This is a genomic window from Agrobacterium sp. CG674 (assembly GCF_053521645.1).
In genome coordinates this window covers 511,885-528,189 of the sequence record NZ_JBNWDZ010000002.1, presented here as the reverse complement: position 1 = coordinate 528,189, position 16,305 = coordinate 511,885, and the positions used below count along the sequence as shown (strand labels likewise).

16 protein-coding genes are annotated in these 16,305 nt (G+C 57.1%); 9 read left to right on the top strand and 7 right to left on the bottom strand.

Annotated elements, in window-relative coordinates; translation table 11 throughout:
* The 6 genes from ACQZ51_RS07700 (at nucleotide 1) to ACQZ51_RS07675 (ending at nucleotide 4,559) form a co-directional block, all read left to right on the top strand.
* Entirely contained in the window at nucleotides 1-717 is a 717-nt protein-coding gene (locus tag ACQZ51_RS07700) for a substrate-binding periplasmic protein (RefSeq protein WP_448776279.1), read from the top strand.
* A gap of 84 nt (nucleotides 718-801) precedes the next feature.
* Complete coding sequence (pth, locus tag ACQZ51_RS07695; RefSeq protein WP_448776278.1) at nucleotides 802-1,518, top strand: aminoacyl-tRNA hydrolase; 717 nt, start codon at nucleotides 802-804, stop codon at nucleotides 1,516-1,518.
* Between the two features lie 119 nt (nucleotides 1,519-1,637).
* Nucleotides 1,638-2,264, top strand: coding sequence for an exopolysaccharide biosynthesis protein (locus ACQZ51_RS07690; RefSeq protein WP_448776277.1), 627 nt, complete (start codon nucleotides 1,638-1,640; stop codon nucleotides 2,262-2,264).
* 116 nt (nucleotides 2,265-2,380) lie between these two features.
* Nucleotides 2,381-3,484 carry a redox-regulated ATPase YchF gene (gene ychF / locus ACQZ51_RS07685; protein ID WP_448776276.1) on the top strand — a complete coding sequence of 368 codons (1,104 nt, stop codon included), beginning with the start codon at nucleotides 2,381-2,383 and terminating at the stop codon, nucleotides 3,482-3,484.
* A gap of 155 nt (nucleotides 3,485-3,639) precedes the next feature.
* Entirely contained in the window at nucleotides 3,640-4,095 is a 456-nt protein-coding gene (locus ACQZ51_RS07680; protein WP_448776275.1) for a MaoC family dehydratase, read from the top strand.
* Nucleotides 4,092-4,559 carry a MaoC family dehydratase gene (locus ACQZ51_RS07675; protein WP_448776274.1) on the top strand — a complete coding sequence of 156 codons (468 nt, stop codon included), beginning with the start codon at nucleotides 4,092-4,094 and terminating at the stop codon, nucleotides 4,557-4,559. The genes ACQZ51_RS07680 and ACQZ51_RS07675 overlap by 4 nt, the downstream gene beginning before the upstream one ends.
* Before the next feature lie 47 nt (nucleotides 4,560-4,606).
* Here the strand turns inward: ACQZ51_RS07675 and ACQZ51_RS07670 are convergent, their stop codons facing one another.
* From ACQZ51_RS07670 to petA, 4 genes are all read right to left on the bottom strand, one after another.
* On the bottom strand, nucleotides 4,607-5,149 hold the full coding sequence (locus tag ACQZ51_RS07670; protein WP_042617317.1) for an adenine phosphoribosyltransferase: 543 nt from the start codon (nucleotides 5,147-5,149) through the stop codon (nucleotides 4,607-4,609).
* A gap of 190 nt (nucleotides 5,150-5,339) precedes the next feature.
* A complete protein-coding gene (locus ACQZ51_RS07665) occupies nucleotides 5,340-6,224 on the bottom strand; it encodes a cytochrome c1 (protein ID WP_448776273.1) in 885 nt (294 codons plus the stop codon).
* 22 nt (nucleotides 6,225-6,246) lie between these two features.
* Nucleotides 6,247-7,530 carry a cytochrome b gene (locus tag ACQZ51_RS07660; protein ID WP_448776272.1) on the bottom strand — a complete coding sequence of 428 codons (1,284 nt, stop codon included), beginning with the start codon at nucleotides 7,528-7,530 and terminating at the stop codon, nucleotides 6,247-6,249.
* A gap of 12 nt (nucleotides 7,531-7,542) precedes the next feature.
* Entirely contained in the window at nucleotides 7,543-8,121 is a 579-nt protein-coding gene (petA, locus tag ACQZ51_RS07655) for a ubiquinol-cytochrome c reductase iron-sulfur subunit (protein ID WP_042617320.1), read from the bottom strand.
* 305 nt (nucleotides 8,122-8,426) lie between these two features.
* On the opposite strand from petA, the gene ACQZ51_RS07650 reads away from it, so the two are divergent.
* Nucleotides 8,427-9,362 (top strand): endonuclease/exonuclease/phosphatase family protein, encoded by a 936-nt coding sequence (locus ACQZ51_RS07650; protein ID WP_448776271.1) that lies wholly within the window; start codon nucleotides 8,427-8,429, stop codon nucleotides 9,360-9,362.
* Here the strand turns inward: ACQZ51_RS07650 and ACQZ51_RS07645 are convergent.
* Both ACQZ51_RS07645 and ACQZ51_RS07640 read right to left on the bottom strand, forming a co-directional pair.
* Nucleotides 9,359-11,236, bottom strand: a complete 1,878-nt coding sequence (locus tag ACQZ51_RS07645; RefSeq protein WP_448776270.1) for an ABC transporter ATP-binding protein — start codon at nucleotides 11,234-11,236, stop codon at nucleotides 9,359-9,361. The two genes, ACQZ51_RS07650 and ACQZ51_RS07645, sit on opposite strands and share 4 nt — an antisense overlap.
* Before the next feature lie 130 nt (nucleotides 11,237-11,366).
* Nucleotides 11,367-13,223: an ABC transporter ATP-binding protein gene (locus ACQZ51_RS07640; RefSeq protein ID WP_448776269.1), complete on the bottom strand. Its 1,857-nt coding sequence runs from the start codon at nucleotides 13,221-13,223 to the stop codon at nucleotides 11,367-11,369.
* Nucleotides 13,224-13,629: 406 nt separating this feature from the next.
* Here ACQZ51_RS07640 and ACQZ51_RS07635 point away from each other — a divergent pair, with 406 nt between their 5' ends.
* Nucleotides 13,630-14,091 (top strand): tRNA (cytidine(34)-2'-O)-methyltransferase, encoded by a 462-nt coding sequence (locus ACQZ51_RS07635; protein ID WP_448776268.1) that lies wholly within the window; start codon nucleotides 13,630-13,632, stop codon nucleotides 14,089-14,091.
* Nucleotides 14,092-14,284: 193 nt separating this feature from the next.
* The gene (locus ACQZ51_RS07630) at nucleotides 14,285-15,940 is read left to right on the top strand and encodes a Na/Pi cotransporter family protein (RefSeq protein ID WP_448776267.1); all 1,656 of its coding nucleotides are present in this window, start codon (nucleotides 14,285-14,287) and stop codon (nucleotides 15,938-15,940) included.
* Here ACQZ51_RS07630 and ACQZ51_RS07625 read toward each other — a convergent pair.
* On the bottom strand, nucleotides 15,937-16,215 hold the full coding sequence (locus ACQZ51_RS07625; protein ID WP_042617324.1) for a hypothetical protein: 279 nt from the start codon (nucleotides 16,213-16,215) through the stop codon (nucleotides 15,937-15,939). The genes ACQZ51_RS07630 and ACQZ51_RS07625 overlap by 4 nt on opposite strands.
* Nucleotides 16,216-16,305 lie beyond the last annotated feature (90 nt).

Genomic DNA, 16,305 nt, shown 5'->3' with positions numbered 1-16,305 from the left:
ATGTTGCGAACTCTATTAGCACTGCTGTTGTTTGCCGCAGCCCTACCGGCCTCAGCCGAGCGGCTGCACATTTCAACTGAAAACTACCCGCCCTACAATGTAAGGGACAGTCAGGGACGCCCGAGCGGCGTCTATATGGACCAGCTGAAAATCATATTCGAGCGCAGCGGCATTGAATATCAGGCGGAGATATTGCCCTGGGCCAGAGCTTTGGCCTCGGCCCAATCCGAACCCATGCATTGCGTTGCAGCAGCAGCCCGCACGCCAGCACGCCAGCGCCAGTTTAAATGGGTTTTCCCTCTCCATACGGATCGCAACATTCTGGTTGCGCGCAAGGACCACGGCCTGCAGATCAACAGTCTGGAGGATGCCAAGGCCTATGTCGTGGGAACGCAGCGCACAGACTATACCGAGTCGATCCTGAAATCCCTCGATTTCAAGCGGATCGATCTTAGCGCAGATTTTGACACGACATTGCTGAAGCTGGCGGCGGGGCGGATTGATCTGATGCCCATGTCAGAAAGCTCTTTAAACAAACTTACGCCCGGCGAGTTTGTCGAAGTGGCTGTTCTGACCCATCAGAGCCTCGGCATGGCTTGTAATCTCTCTGTTCCTGACCCTCTCATCGCCAAAATGCAGGATGTCCTCAACACCATGATTTCGGACGGAACCCAGTGGCAGATCTTTGAAAAACACGGCCTCATAACGCGTCCCTAGCCAAATGCCGCGACAAAAGCGTTGACTTCCGCTCCATTTTTCGATGGTGAAGGCATCGGTCCAACGAACGAAGCGGAAGCGTCCATGATCATCATTGCAGGCCTCGGCAATCCCGGCACGCAATATGCGGGCAATCGACACAATATCGGTTTCATGGCTGTCGATGCGCTACAGCGCCTGCCCTCTTTTGCGCCATGGTCGAAAAAGTTCAAGGCCGAGATTTCCGAAGGCGAGATCGCAGGGGAAAAGGTGCTTCTCCTCAAGCCTTTGACGTTCATGAACCTCTCGGGCGAGTCCGTCGGGGAAGCGATGCGCTTCTACAAGGTCAAGATCGGCGACATCATTGCCATCCATGATGAGCTGGATCTGGTCGCAGGTCGCGCCCGCATCAAGGTTGGTGGCGGACATGGCGGTCACAATGGCCTCAAATCCATCGACGCCCATTGCGGCAAGGAGTATCGCCGCCTGCGGCTGGGCATCGGCCATCCCGGCGACAAGGAGCGTGTGAACGGCCACGTGCTGGGAGACTTCGCCAAGGCTGACAAGGTGTGGCTGGAGCCTCTAATCGATGCCATCGCCGAGAATGCAGAAATGCTGGTAAAGGGCGAGGATTCCCAACTGATGAACAAGCTGGCGCTGGCCGCTGGCGTGAAGTCCGAGGAAAAGAAAGCCGCAGGCCCCGCAAAGCCCGCCGCGCAATCGCATATCCACGCAGCGCGCAATTTTGCCCAACCGAAGAAGCTGCCGGAAACCGGGCCAATGGCCGAAATGCTGAAACGGATGTTTGCTAAGAAGGACTGAGATAGTGGGCCGCAAGTACGTCGCCGCTTGAAACTTTTTGCAGCATACCCATTTCACGCTGATGAAAACATCAGACGCCAATCCCCGCATCTTTCCTGCCCGACGCGAATATCCCATCCATGCGTGAGGATATTCCCCACCAGACCATGGCGCAGCTGTTGCATCGGCTGCCGCAGGAGCTGCCGGAAAAGGTTACGCTGGCCGGGCTGCTGGATAAACTCGGAGACAAGGCGATTGCCTTTGTCTTGCTGGTGTTCGCAATCCCCGCAATCATTCCAACGCCGGGCATTCCAGCGGGCATGATTTTCGGTACCGCGCTTGCCATTTTATCGCTGCAGATCATTTTTGGCGCGAAGAGCATGAAGCTACCGGCCTTTCTCGGTCGCCTTTCCGTGTCGCGGTCCATCATTGAAGTGACGGCGGAAAAAGCCGCGCCGCGTCTGGCGAAGCTGGAAAGCCTGTTGCGCCCACGCGGCCATGTGCTGACCCGAATGCTGGGCTCGGCCGGGCTTGGCGTAGTCGTCTTCATCATGGCGGTGCTGATAGCACTGCCCATTCCCTTCGGTAACGTCCTGCCGGGTCTTGCGGTTCTCGCCATCGCCTTGGGGTTAGCACAGCGTGATGATGTGGCCGTGCTGGCAGGCCTTGTTCTCGCAGTTTTCTCCGTGTTGACAAGTGTCGCGCTTATCTATGGCGGTTGGGCACTGATTTCGGGATGGTTGGGCATGGGGCAACCTGCTGTCTAAGCTGCTTTTGCGGGGAATCCTTGAGGTTTGCGGCTTCAAGGCTTGACCTTGCCCTGCCCTTTCCGCAAAAGGCTCGACTAACGGAATTTTCAAGAGAACAGAGGCAGGTTCAAGCCATGGGCTTCAAATGCGGTATCGTCGGTCTGCCCAATGTGGGCAAATCCACACTTTTCAATGCGCTGACGAAAACAGCGGCTGCACAGGCGGCAAACTATCCCTTCTGCACAATCGAGCCCAACACGGGTGAAGTGGCCGTGCCGGACCCACGCATGCGGGTTTTGGCTGATATTGCAGGCTCCAAGGAACTCATACCCACACGCATCTCCTTCGTGGATATTGCCGGCCTGGTGCGTGGCGCATCCAAGGGCGAAGGTCTGGGCAACAAGTTCCTTGCCAACATTCGCGAAGTCGATGCCGTAGTTCACGTTCTGCGCTGCTTCGAAGATGATGACATCACCCATGTCGAGGGCCGCATCAACCCTGTTGGCGATGCCGACACGATTGAAACCGAGCTGATGCTGGCCGATCTGGAAAGCCTTGAACGTCGCGTTGAGCAGACCCGCAAGCGCGCCTCCTCCAAGGACAAGGATTCGCTGGCGCAATTGCCCGTCATGGAAGCGGTTATCAAGCTGCTCAACGACGGCAAGCCTGCCCGCCTTTTGCTGAAGACACTGGCAGACGACGAGATCGAAGTGCTGAGGGGTCTCAACCTTCTGACATCGCACCCGGTGCTTTATGTTTGCAACGTGGCGGAAGGCGACGCTGTTGATGGCAACGAGCACACCAAGGCCGTGGCTGAAATGGCCAAGGCGCAGGGTGCGGAATGCGTCATCATCTCTGCTGCCATCGAGTCTGAAGTGGCGCAGCTGCCCGAAGAAGAATCCAAAGAATTCCTCTCGGCTCTGGGCCTTGAAGAAGCCGGTCTCGACCGCCTGATTCGCGCTGGTTACCAGCTGCTGGACCTCATCACCTATTTCACCGTAGGCCCCAAGGAAACCCGCGCTTGGACCATCGTGCGCGGCACCAAGGCACCCGGCGCTGCCGGTGTGATCCACACCGATTTCGAACGCGGCTTCATCCGCGCCTTCACCATTGCCTATGACGATTACGTCGCCTTCAAGGGTGAAGTCGGCGCCAAGGAAGCAGGCAAGGGTCGCGATGAAGGCAAGGAATATGTGGTGCATGACGGCGACGTGATCCACTTCCGCTTCAACACCTGATTTGACCATCTATTGAAACAAACGGCCCGCGCTTCGTCGCGGGCCGTTTACGTTTTGGCACTCAAAATTCTGCATGCGTGCGCCTATTTTACCTTTACGTAAACCGCGAAGCTAGTTTACGTTCTGGTCGAAGTCAGCGAAGGAGGAGCTCGCGAGTGAAATATGCCTTTGAAGATTTTACGCCCGGTCGGAGTTTTCCGCTGGGGCCGAAAACAGTGACCGCAGACGAAATTATTGAATTTGCGATGGAATTCGATCCGCAGCCGATGCACCTCTCTGAAGAAGCAGGCAAAGCCAGTATTCTCGGCGGGCTTGCAGCCTCTGGCTGGCACACATGCGGCATGGTGATGCGCATGACGGTGGACAGCTACATGAAGGACGCGCCATCACAGGCGGGGCTTGGCGTCGATTTTGTCGAATGGAAAAAACCGGTTCTGGCCGATGACACGCTCAGCGGCACATCGACCGTTGTCGAACAGCGCGTCTCCCGCTCTCGCCCCGACATGGGCGTTATCAAATTGCGCCATGAATTGCAGAACCAGCGCGGCGAGACCGTCTGCGTGGCAGAAGTGAACGCCATGCTGGCCACGGCAGGGAAAGCGACATCATGAAATTTATCGAGCTTTACCCGACGGATGTGAAACTTGAACTTGGTACGGTCCATTTTTCCGCCGAATCCATCATTCGCTACGCGACGAAGTTTGATCCGCAGCCGTTCCATCTCGACGCTGACGCGGCAAAGAACTCAGTCTTCGAAGGTCTCTGCGCATCCGGTTGGCAAACCAGCGCGTCGTGGATGAAGTGCTTTCTAGCCTATTGGGGCAAAGAGGTTAGACGCCTGACCTCGGAAGGTATCGAACCACCCAAGCTTGGCCCCTCCCCGGGCTTTCGCAATCTAAAATGGCTACGCCCCGTCTATGCCGGCGACGACGTGACCTATTTCGCGACGATGATCGCATCACGCCCTCTGGCCTCCCGGCCCGGCGTGCTTTTGAACACGACCCTCAACGAAGGCGTCAACCAGCACGGTGAGACGGTTGTGACATTCCAGAGCAATGTTCTGGAATTCGAATAGGGCGACACAATTTCGGCGTCGCCCTTGCCGTTCAAGGGCGATCCGGATCAGTGACCGGAAAATTCCACCAGCGTCCGCACGTCGACACCAAGATCCTCAAGCTTTTTACGACCGCCCAGATCCGGTAGGTCGATGACGAAGCAGGCGGATACGATCTCGGCACCCATCTGACGCAGAAGCTTGACCGCACCTTCAGCCGTGCCACCGGTCGCGATCAGATCATCCACCAGAATGACCTTCTCCCCGGGCTGTACGGCGTCCACATGCATCTCCATCTCATCGACGCCGTATTCCAGGCTATAGGCCACACGGACCGTGGTGTGCGGAAGCTTGCCCTTCTTGCGGATCGGCACGAAGCCAGCGGACAACTGATGCGCCACAGCACCGCCCAGAATGAAGCCGCGTGCTTCCATGCCAGCGATCTTGTCGATCTTCATTCCGGCATAGGGCTGCACCAACTCATCGACAGCACGGCGAAATGCACGCGGATTGCCGAGCAGCGTGGTGATGTCACGGAAGATGATCCCGGGCTTGGGATAATCGTTGATGGAACGAATGGCAGCAGCAAGTTCCGAGGCAATAGCGGTCATGAAAATTCCGATGGTTTCAGGAGGGGTCGAATGTCCTGCGACTTTACCTATTCGGACGCGGCAGACCAATAGACAACAACCGAAAATTCATCGTTGTGACCACGGGTTTAACAGCTTCTGATATCCCACAAAGAGAAAAGCCCTCCCGGTCTTAACCGAAAGGGCTTCCAACTCATCAATGCAGAAACAATCAGTGCTCTGTTCTGGAATAGACCGACTTTTTGGTCAGGTAAATCAGTGCGGTGAAGATCAGCAGGAAGATGATGACCATGAAACCGGTGCGCTTGCGCTCTTCCAGATGCGGCTCTGCAGCCCACATCAGGAACGCGGAAACGTCCTGCGAATACTGGTCCAGCGTCTGCGGTGTGCCATCGTCATAGGTCACCTGGTCGCTGCTGATCGGGGGCGCCATCTTCAGCGCAATCGCGCTGTTGAAGTAAGGATTGAAGTGCGTGCCTTCGGCAACTTCGATACCGGCAGGAGCGTCCTGATAGCCGGTGAGCAGAGCATGGATATAATCCGGTCCGCCTTCCTGATATCCACCAACAACGGGGATCATGTCGATAAGAAACTGCGGAAAGCCACGCTCGATACCGCGTGCCTTGGCAAGCAGCGACATATCCGGTGGTGCAGCGCCGCCGTTGGATGCTGCAGCCGCTTCCTTGTTCGCATAAGGCGACGGGAAGTGATCGGATGGAACGGCCTTGCGGGTGAACATTTCACCATCGGCGTTCGGGCCATCCTGCACTTCATATTCGGCAGCGAATGCTTTGACCTGGTCTTCCGAATATCCAAGACCTTCCAACGTGCGGAAGGATACGAGGCTCATGGAATGGCAGGCGGAACAGACTTCCTTGTAGACCTTCAATCCACGCTGAAGCTGTGCCTTGTCATACTTTCCGAATGGACCGGCGAAAGACCATTTTTCTTCATGCGGCTTGAGGATGGGGAAGTGCCCACCCGCAATCGCATGCTCTGTCTGCGCCTTGAGATCGTGACCCTCTTCTGCGGATACCGCAGAACCGAAGCCACCCATGAGAGCGATAAGCGCGATGCTCGTTACAAGCTTTTTCATTGTAATCGTCCTTCTTTCGCGCTCATATCTTGACAGCAGCAGCAGGCGCCGCGGCAGTCTTGCCGTTCTTTTCCAGAACAGCCTCAGTGATGGAATTCGGGATGCGTCTTGGCGTCTCGAACAGGCCGAGAAGCGGCATGATGACGAGGAAGAAGCCGAAGTAGTAAACCGTTCCGATCTGCGAAAGCGTAACGTAGGTGCCTTCTGCAGGGCGCGAGCCGAGCCAGCCGAGCATGATGGAGTTCACCACGAAGACCCAGAAGAACATCTTGTACCATGGGCGGTAGACAGCGGAGCGAACCTTGGATGTATCAAGCCATGGCAGGAAGAACAGAACAACGATCGCACCAAACATCACCAGAACGCCACCAAGCTTGGAGTCGATCGGGCCGACATTGAAGGTGATGGCGCGCAGCATGGCGTAGAACGGCAGGAAGTACCATTCCGGCACGATATGCGCAGGTGTCTTCAGCGCATCAGCCATGATGTAGTTATCAGCGTGGCCGAGGAAGTTTGGCATGTAGAAGACGAAATATGCGTAGACGAGCAGGAAGATGGAAATGCCCAGCGCATCTTTCAGTGTTGCGTAAGGCGTAAACGGAACCGTGTCCGTCTTCGTCTTGACCTCAACGCCTGTCGGGTTCGTCTGGCCTGTCACGTGCAGCGCCCAGATGTGGAGGATAACCACACCGACGATCATGAAGGGCAGAAGATAGTGAAGCGCAAAGAAGCGGTTCAGCGTTGGCTGGTCAACGGCAAAGCCACCGAGCAGGAACTGCTGGATCCACTCGCCCACGCCAGGAAAGGCGGTGAAGAAGCCTGTGATAACCGTTGCACCCCAGAAGGACATCTGACCCCAAGGCAGAACGTAACCCATGAAGCCGGTCGCCATCATCAGAAGGAAGATGATGCAGCCGAGAATCCAGAGGATTTCACGCGGCGCCTTGTAGGAGCCGTAGTAAAGGCCACGGGCAATATGAAGGTAAACCGCGATGAAGAAGAAGGAAGCACCGTTGGCGTGCATGTAACGCAACAGCCAGCCATGGTTCACGTCACGCATGATCTTTTCAACGGAGTTGAAAGCGACCGTCGTTTCTGCGGCATAATGCATGGCCAGCACGACGCCGGTCAGGATCTGCACGATCAGCATGACGGCGAGCATGGCGCCGAATGTGTAGGCGTAATTGAGGTTACGCGGAACCGGATAGGCTATGAAACTATCATAGACCATACGTGGTAGCGGCAGGCGCGAATCGACCCATCTTTCGATACCGGTCGAGGGCTGATAACTGGAATGACCACTCATTTAAATGTCCCCTTATCCGATCTTGATCACGGTATCGGATGTAAATGCGAAGGTCGGAATGTGCAGGTTTTCCGGCGCCGGACCTTTGCGAATGCGGCCCGCCGTATCGTAGTGCGAGCCATGGCAGGGACAGAACCACCCGCCAAAATCACCGGCCTGACCCAGCGGAACACAGCCCAGATGCGTGCAGGAACCGACCATGACGATCCAGTTTTCCTTGCCGGCACCGGCGGAACGATCCACATCGGTCGCCTGCGCTGCGGCGTCGAGGTTGGCGTTGCGCGCAACCGGATCTTTCAGCTCGGCCAGCTGGACGGCGTTTGCTTCTTCGATCTCTTTCGGCGTGCGGTTACGAATGAAGATCGGCTTGCCGCGCCATTTGACAGTCAACGACATGCCCGGCTCGACGCTCGCCACATTCACTTCGATAGATGCAAGCGCCAGGGTGGACGCATCAGGACGCATCTGGTCGATAAATGGCCACACAGCAGCGCCAACGCCGACAGCGCCCGCCATGCCAGTTACCAAATAGAGAAAATCGCGACGGGTGGGTTCACCCGCAGCGTCATGATCATTTACGTGCTCACTCACCGCTACACCATCCTCTGCGCTGATTTCGTTGAAAGTCGCATGAGTCCTCCAGCTCTGTTTTGATCCAGGACAAACTCGATCCCCCGCGCCCTGGTTCATGCGCGACAATAAATCGCGCCTATTCTGCTTGATCGCAAAATATCGGCGACCTTGGCAAGAGCAAAGCACATAAAGCTGCCGTAATTCTACGTTCCGCCCCATTTTTTTCACCCTTTTCCGCCGTGGCTGTCCATCCTGCAACATTGTGCGGAGATAAGGCCCATGCTAATCAGAATCAGGGAGAGCCGACACACGAGGTTTTTGAATTGAAATCGAGGCTCACTTGCGTCACCGCCTGCGTGCTAGTTCTTGCGCTGGGCGTGATAAGTATCCGTTATATCGTTGATTTCTGGCTCCTGGGCTTCGTCAACAGCTTCCAGCTTCACATCGCAATCGTCACAGCACTTTTTGCTGCGCTTTGCCTTGTCGTGCTGCGGTCCCGCGTCTTTGTCATTCTGCTTGTCTGGGCGCTCACGCTCAGCGCACACGCGGCTTACATGCACACGGAATTCGTCACAGAAGCCTTTGCTCCTGAAGGTTCGAAACCCTTCCGCCTGCTCTCCTTCAACGTGTTGATGGACAACAGCGCTAACGCCGAATCAATCGCCGACACGATCCTCGCCTCGAACGCGGATGCCGTTTACGTGATGGAGGCAGCGGCTTTGACGAACGTTCTGCCGCGCCTTCAACAGACCTATCCCTACCGTCTCGGTTGCGGCGAAGGCACGCAGTCCTGCGATCTTCTGATGCTCTCGAAACGCCCGCTGGAAAATGCCCGCGTGAGATCGTCCAGCTATATCAGCCGCGACCGGTTTGCCACGGCGATGGTCGATATCGATGGCATCAAGCTCACGCTTGCGGCAGCGCATCTGGCAAAGCCGTATTTCGATCAGTATCACCGAAATGAACTGGGCCGCATCCGCGCCAGGCTGACTGCCATGAAAGGCCCGCTCATTCTCGCCGGTGATTTCAACTCGGCCAGCATTGCCCCTGACATGCAGGAATTTCTTCTGACAACCGATCTGAAAAAAGCGCCGTGGGAGCCTCCGACATGGCCAATTTCGGCGGGCGATTTCGGCATCGCCATCGACCACATCTTCGCACGCAAACCGGCAACCCTGATGAAGCTCGAACGCCTGGCCAACAATCATGGCTCCAACCATTACGGGCTGGTTGCTGATTTCGCGATATCAGCGCCTTAGATCGTTTGCGGCACAGTTGCGTCAGCCGGCAGAAAACCGCCGGACTGGCGCGCCCATAGCTCGGAATAAAGACCGCCACTGCCCACAAGCTCGTTGTGCGTGCCCTGCTCCACGATTCGCCCGGCATCCATGATGATCAGGCGATCAAGTGCGGCAATCGTGGACAGGCGGTGAGCAATGGCAAGCACCGTCTTGCCGCGCATCAACTCATCCAGATTGCTCTGAATGGCAGCCTCGACCTCCGAATCCAGCGCCGATGTCGCCTCGTCCAGCACAAGGATCGGCGCGTCTTTCAGCATCACGCGCGCAATGGCTATGCGCTGGCGCTGGCCGCCGGAAAGTTTCACCCCGCGCTCGCCCACATGGGCGTCAAGCCCCTTGCGGCCGCGCTGATCCTCCAGCCGTTCGATGAAATCATCCGCCTTGGCGCGCCGGATGGCCGCAAGCAGTTGCTCTTCAGTGGCATCCATGCGCCCGAACATGATGTTATCTCGGATGGAGCGGTGCAGCAGCGATGTATCCTGCGTGACCATGCCGATATGGGCGCGCAGCGTTTCCTGGCTCACCTTGGCAATATCCTGCCCGTCGATAAGGATGCGACCCTTCTCCACATCGTAGAAACGTAGAAGCAGATTGACGAGCGTGGACTTGCCAGCACCAGACCGGCCCACAATGCCGACCTTCTCACCCGGCTGAACATCGAGGCTCAAATGATCGATGACGCCCTTGGCGCGGCCATAATGGAAGCTGACGTCCTCATAGCGAATGCCGGGCTTAGAGACGACAAGCGCCGGGGCTGCGGGCGCATCAACCAGACTGATAGGCTGGGAAATCAGTTCGGCAGCATTCTGCACCGTGCCGAAATTGCGCATGATGCCGTTAAACTGCGTCATCAACCGACCCAACAGGAAGTTCAGCCGCAAGACGAGCGCGAGCGTGAAGGCAACAGCACCAGAGCTGATCTTGCCGGATAGCCAGAGATCGATGCAAAGAGCCGCCATCGAGGTAATCATGATGCCGGACAGCAGCGCCATGGAGGCGCGCACGCCGGTGATGAAGCGGGTGAACATCATGGTCTTGTTCTGGAACGTATCGAAGCCATCGCGCATATAGCGATCATTGGCATCGTCACGACCAAAAAGGCGCAGCGTCTGGATGTTGCTATAGGCATCCACCATGCGGCCTGAGAGCATTGAGGCCGCTTCGGCGGTTTCCTTGGAATGCAGGCGGATACGTGGCACGAAATAGCGCGCCAGAAGCGAGAATATTCCGACCCACAGCACAACGACAACGGCCAGCCGCCAATCCAGCCCGCCGATCAGAAACAGCATCGACACCGAATAAATACCGACGAACCAGACGCTTTCCATCAGCGACGTGACGAGATCCCCCGCCGCCTGCCCGCCAGACCAGACCTTGGTGACGATGCGGCCCGAAAAATCATTCTGGAAGAACGTCAGCGATTGCCGGGCAACATGCCTGTAGGATTGCCAGCGCACAAGATTATAAAAACCGGGGGTAATGATCTGTTGATCTACAAGCGCCGTCAGCATGGTCACGACGAAGCGGACAACGGCAATCAGAACCAGCATGCCAACGAGTTCATAGCCATGGCTGGCAATCAACCCGGCCCAGCCCGCCCCCGGCTGAATGCCCGAGAGAATATCCACCAGCCGCCCGACAAACCAGAACAAGGCTGCCTCGATGGCCGCCGTCATGCCGCCCAGAACGAGCATGGCAAAGAACGGTGCCTTGGCTTGCCGCAGATAGAACCAGATGAACGGCAGCGTATCCTTCGGCGGCCGCAGATCATCCTTGCGATCGAAGGGTTTGATCCAGTTCTCGAAAAATCGGAAAATGCGGGTAATGACCATAATCTGGATATAGGCGGAATCGCTTAAACGGCAAAGCGCAAGGCAGATTATATTTTTGTAATATGGGTATTGGCTATGCTCGGACCTGTCCCCAAGCATAGCCCATGCCGCAACCGTTTAGAGGCCTAACCTACTCCCCTGCCGCCTTCATGTCGGGTTCCTCGTCAGCAATGAAGCCACCGGACTGGCGCAGCCACAGATCGGCGTAGATGCCGCCATGCTGCACAAGCTCCATATGCGTTCCAGCCTCGACGATCTTGCCCGCGTCAAGAACGATCACGCGGTCCATTTCTGTCAGCGTCGACAGGCGGTGCGCGATGGCGATGACGGTTTTGCCTTCCATCAGCGCAAACAGGTTTTCCTGAATGGCCGCTTCAACCTCCGAATCCAGTGCCGATGTCGCCTCGTCAAGAATGAGGATCGGCGCGTTTTTCAGGAACACACGGGCAATCGAGATGCGCTGGCGCTGGCCACCGGAGAGTTTCACGCCGCGTTCGCCAACCTGCGCGTCGAGCCCCTGGCGACCGTGCATATCGACAAGCGTTTCGATGAAGTCCCACGCATTGGCGCGCTTTGCCGCTGCGATGATCTCCTCATCGGAGGCGCCGGGATGACCATAGGCAATGTTCTCGCGGATGGTGCGGTGGAGCAGCGACGTATCCTGCGTCACCACGCCAATCAGCGCCCGCAAGCTATCCTGCGAGACGGTGGAAATATCCTGCCCGTCGATGAGGATCTTGCCCGATTCCAGATCGTAGAACCGCAGCAAAAGGTTCATCAGCGTCGTCTTGCCAGCGCCGGAACGGCCAACCAGCCCCACCTTTTCGCCGGGCTTGATATCCAGAGACAGGCCTTCGATGACACCCTTGTTCTTGCCGTAGTGGAAGCGAATGTTGTCGAAATGGATTTCGCCCTTTGATGCAGACAGAGCAGGCGCATCGGCCTCGTCGACGATATCGTGCGGCTTGGACATCATGCTCATGCCATCATAGACCGTGCCGATGTTTTCAAACAGCGATGTGACTTCCCACATGATCCACTGCGACATGCCGTTGACGCGCATGGAAAGGCCAATGGCAACGGCCAACGCGCCAACGGTAACCGATCCAGTCAGCCAGAAATAAAGGCCAAGCGATGTCGTCGTGAACATCACAAACGCATTGTTGATATCGATGGCGATGTTGAAGGCCGAAATCTTGCGCATCTGCCGGTGGACGGTGCCCAGGAACATGTCCATGCCTTCGCGGGCATAGACCTCCTCGCGGCCAGCGTGGGAGAACAGCTTGATCGTGGCGATGTTGGTGTAGCTATCCACGATGCGGCCTGTCATCAGGGATCGCGCATCGGCCTGCTCACTGGACAGACGTCCCAGTTTCGGCACGAAATAGGTCAGGATGGAGATGTAGATCGCCAGCCACACGACAAGCGGTATGACCAGACGCCAATCCGCAGCCGCCACCATGAACAGCATGGAGATGACGAAGCTGATCGCGTAGACGAAAACGTCGATGATCTTCAACGCCACTTCGCGAATGGAGAGCGCCGTCTGCATAACCTTGGTGGAAACGCGACCTGCAAACTCATTGGCGAAGAACGTCATGGAATGGCGCAGCAGAAAGCGGTGCATGTGCCAGCGGGCAATCATGCCGAAGTTTCCAGCCAGAGTCTGGTGCATCGTCATGGTGTGGATCGAGCCCATCAGCGGCAGCGCGACAAGCACTATGGCCGCCATGACGACCAGATGCCACCCCTCATCCTGAAGAAACGTATCGCGGTTGGCCGTCGACAGCCAATCAACGATATTTCCCAGGAACTGATAGAGCATCACTTCGGCAATCGCGATGCCCATCGACATCAGCCCCAGCAGCAGCAGCCAGGGTGCGGCGGGTTTGACGTAATGCCACATGAACGCCAAAAGCTTAGCCGGTGGCACCACAGGCGTGGAAGCGGGAAATGGATTTAGGCGTTTTTCAAACCAGCCGAACATGGCCAAGCTCCGGACATAAACAACCCGATGAAACGGCGCAGGGAGCTGAAATGCTCGCAGCCACAACGGGAATACAATGGAATATGGCCGCAACAGCCACATGACGGGTTTTGGAGAGATGCGGATTGACCGCTGAAAACACCTAGGCCTGCAGAGGCGCTACAAAGGCCGGAAGGCGATGTCGAACAATTTTATCCATCTGAACCTCCATGGCTGGTGTTGAAGTTGCGCATCTGTAGCTCAAAAAATAAGCATTGACCAGCACCAAACCACCACAAGTTTCAACAGGGTTTAGCCGTAACACGCGATTGCGACCGAACGACAACAGATTGGCTAGGCGCGGTTCCTTGTTTCTGCATTCCAGACCATGATAAGTCGCGTCAAGTCCTTCAGGAAAGACATGAGCATGCCCGATATTAGGATCGCCCTTTACCAACCGGATATTCCCGGTAACACCGGCACCATTTTGAGGCTGGCCGCCTGCCTCGGCATCGGCGTTGATATTATCGAGCCAGCCGGTTTTGATATTTCCGACCGAAATCTGAAACGCGCAGGCATGGATTATCTCTCCACGGCGTCGCTGACGCGCCATGTGAACTGGGAGCGCTTTGAAGAGTGGCGCGCTACCACCGGCCGCCGCTTGCTTCTGGCCTCCACCAAGGCGGCATTGCCCTATGTGAACGTTGAATACCGGGCCGATGACATACTGCTGCTTGGCCGTGAAAGCGCTGGCGTGCCTGATCATGTTCATGACAAGGCCGACGAGCGACTGATCATTCCCATGATGGAAGGGCAGCGCTCCATCAACGTCGCCATGTCAGCGGCAATGATCGCCGGAGAGGCCCTGCGTCAAACGGCTTGGCAATAAGCACATCGCCTTTTCGCGTCAAAATGTCGAGATCAGCCCTATACGCCAGGGTATTTCAGGCATATATTCATTAGCCAACTAAAGAGTCCTCCCCCGAAAACTTTCCGCGCAGCATGTCGTCCGAAGGCTAGAACGGTTTCGGGCAAGGCAAGGTATTCACGATAGAAGACTGACGGACGGAGGGCGACCAAGCATGCAATCCACCATCATCATCGTCAACCTGCTCGGCGCTGTCGCGCTTCTGCTTTTCGGCCTTGCGCAGGTGAAGGACGGCGTTACGCGGGCCTTTGGCGTGAAGCTGCGCATCGTGCTCGCAACCGGCACGAAAAGCGGACCGCGCTCGATGCTGTCAGGGTTTCTGGCCACCATCGCCTTGCAGAGTTCCACAGCTACGGCCCTGACCGTCGCGTCCTTTGCGGAGCGAGACCTCATTCGCCCGCGCATGGCGCAGGTGGTTCTTCTCGGTGCCAATATCGGCACTGCCGTCACAGCCTGGATTTTCGCGACAGGCGTGGCGTGGCTGTCGCCGATGCTCATCTTGACCGGCCTCATTCTGCGAAAGGGTTCATCCAGCGCACGGCAAGGCGGCGGCACGGCGCTGGTGGGCGTTGGCCTGATGCTGCTTTCGCTGCACCTGTTGAGTGCCGCGACCGAACCGATGCGCGACTCCCCCGCGCTCGGCGCATTCATTGGCCTTCTGGACGATGCATGGCCGGTGGCCCTTCTTCTGTCTGCAACGCTCGCCTTCGTGTCCTCCTCAAGCCTCGCTGTCGTGGTACTGATCCTGTCGCTGGCATCCGCCGGCATTCTCTCTACCGCGCTTATTATCGTTCTCATTCTCGGTGCCAATATCGGAGGTGCCATTCCGCCTGTCATCGCCACCCTCTCCGCGCCGGCATCGGCACGGCGCATTACCCTCGGCAATCTTGTCGTGCGCACGGTGGGCTGCCTCGTCGCCTTGCCGCTCGCGGGCTATGGCGCGACGCTGCTGCAACAGCTTCCGCTTTCGCAAGACATGCTGCCGGTGGACGCCCATCTGATCTTCAATCTGGCGCTCGCAGCCATTGCCTGGCCGTTTTCAGGCCTCATCTCGGACATGATGGCGAAGATTGTGCCGGATGACGCAAAAGCCGAGGAAGGCCCGCGCTTTCTCGATGCCAGCGCGCTGGATACGCCCGTCGTGGCGCTTGCCAACGCAACACGCGAAGTGCTTGTTGTCGGCGACACCATCGAACGCATGCTGATCCGCGCTGAAAACGCGTTCAAGCACAACGACCTTGCTCCCCTGGCCGAAATCGCCGCGCTGGAGACGAAGGTCGACATGTTGCAGCAGGATGTGAAGATCTATCTCTCTCAGCTGGGCCGCAAGGGACTGGATGAGGATGCCGCCCGCCGCTCTATCACCATTATCGACTACGCCATCAACCTCGAACATATTGGCGATATCGTCGAAAAGGGGCTGTGCGAGCAGATCCGCAAGAAGATCGTCAATGGCTTCAAATTTTCCGATGAAGGCTATGACGAGCTGAAAACGCTGTTTGACATGACCATCGAGAACTTACGCGCCGCCCAGAGCGTTTTCGTGACCGGCGATTTCGATCTCGCCCGCCATCTGATGGAAATCAAGGTCGATATCAGACGGTTGGAAAAGCGGTCATCAAGCCGCCATCTGGAGCGCCTTCGTGATGGGCTGACGCAGAGCCTGCAAACCAGTTCTCTGCATCTGGACATTCTGCGCGATCTCAAGCGCGTCAACGCCCACATCGTTTCGGTAGCGCATCCCATTCTCGACCAGGGCGGCGTGTTGGGCGAAAGCCGGTTGCGTGCCGTGGACAGCCGTAAAAGCTAGTCTGCCGACGGCAGGCGGCGCATGGTGAACTCTATGCGGTCGCCATCCAGCGGACGCCAGCTTTCCACTTCCGTCCAGTAGGCGGCCTTGGGATATTCATCGAACCACTCCCGCGCCTTGGCACGCGCCTCTTCGCGGGCAAGGCAGAAGGTCTGGCGAACGAACATGCCCTGTCTGTCATTCTTGCGGCCACCGGCAGCGGCGCGATCCTGCCTGTGGGCATCGATCCTTCGCTTCAAGCCATCCAGCGGCGGCGGGCCGGTAAATTTCGCCATGACACAACCTCTCTGTTCAAAAGATAGTGTGAAGCACGGGACTTGGCGAGTCGAATTTGTATCGTTGCTGCACGACTGCTAAACCGGGCC

Bases quoted from the DNA above. Each gene is read 5' to 3' on its own strand.
- ACQZ51_RS07700 (WP_448776279.1), top strand. From the start codon at position 1: ATGTTGCGAACTCTATTAGCACTGCTGTTGTTTGCCGCAGCCCTACCG.
- pth (WP_448776278.1), top strand. From the start codon at position 802: ATGATCATCATTGCAGGCCTCGGCAATCCCGGCACGCAATATGCGGGC.
- ACQZ51_RS07690 (WP_448776277.1), top strand. From the start codon at position 1,638: ATGCGTGAGGATATTCCCCACCAGACCATGGCGCAGCTGTTGCATCGG.
- ychF (WP_448776276.1), top strand. From the start codon at position 2,381: ATGGGCTTCAAATGCGGTATCGTCGGTCTGCCCAATGTGGGCAAATCC.
- ACQZ51_RS07675 (WP_448776274.1), top strand. From the start codon at position 4,092: ATGAAATTTATCGAGCTTTACCCGACGGATGTGAAACTTGAACTTGGT.
- ACQZ51_RS07670 (WP_042617317.1), bottom strand. From the start codon at position 5,149: ATGACCGCTATTGCCTCGGAACTTGCTGCTGCCATTCGTTCCATCAAC.
- ACQZ51_RS07665 (WP_448776273.1), bottom strand. From the start codon at position 6,224: ATGAAAAAGCTTGTAACGAGCATCGCGCTTATCGCTCTCATGGGTGGC.
- ACQZ51_RS07660 (WP_448776272.1), bottom strand. From the start codon at position 7,530: ATGAGTGGTCATTCCAGTTATCAGCCCTCGACCGGTATCGAAAGATGG.
- ACQZ51_RS07645 (WP_448776270.1), bottom strand. From the start codon at position 11,236: ATGGTCATTACCCGCATTTTCCGATTTTTCGAGAACTGGATCAAACCC.
- ACQZ51_RS07640 (WP_448776269.1), bottom strand. From the start codon at position 13,223: ATGTTCGGCTGGTTTGAAAAACGCCTAAATCCATTTCCCGCTTCCACG.
- ACQZ51_RS07635 (WP_448776268.1), top strand. From the start codon at position 13,630: ATGCCCGATATTAGGATCGCCCTTTACCAACCGGATATTCCCGGTAAC.
- ACQZ51_RS07630 (WP_448776267.1), top strand. From the start codon at position 14,285: ATGCAATCCACCATCATCATCGTCAACCTGCTCGGCGCTGTCGCGCTT.
- ACQZ51_RS07625 (WP_042617324.1), bottom strand. From the start codon at position 16,215: ATGGCGAAATTTACCGGCCCGCCGCCGCTGGATGGCTTGAAGCGAAGG.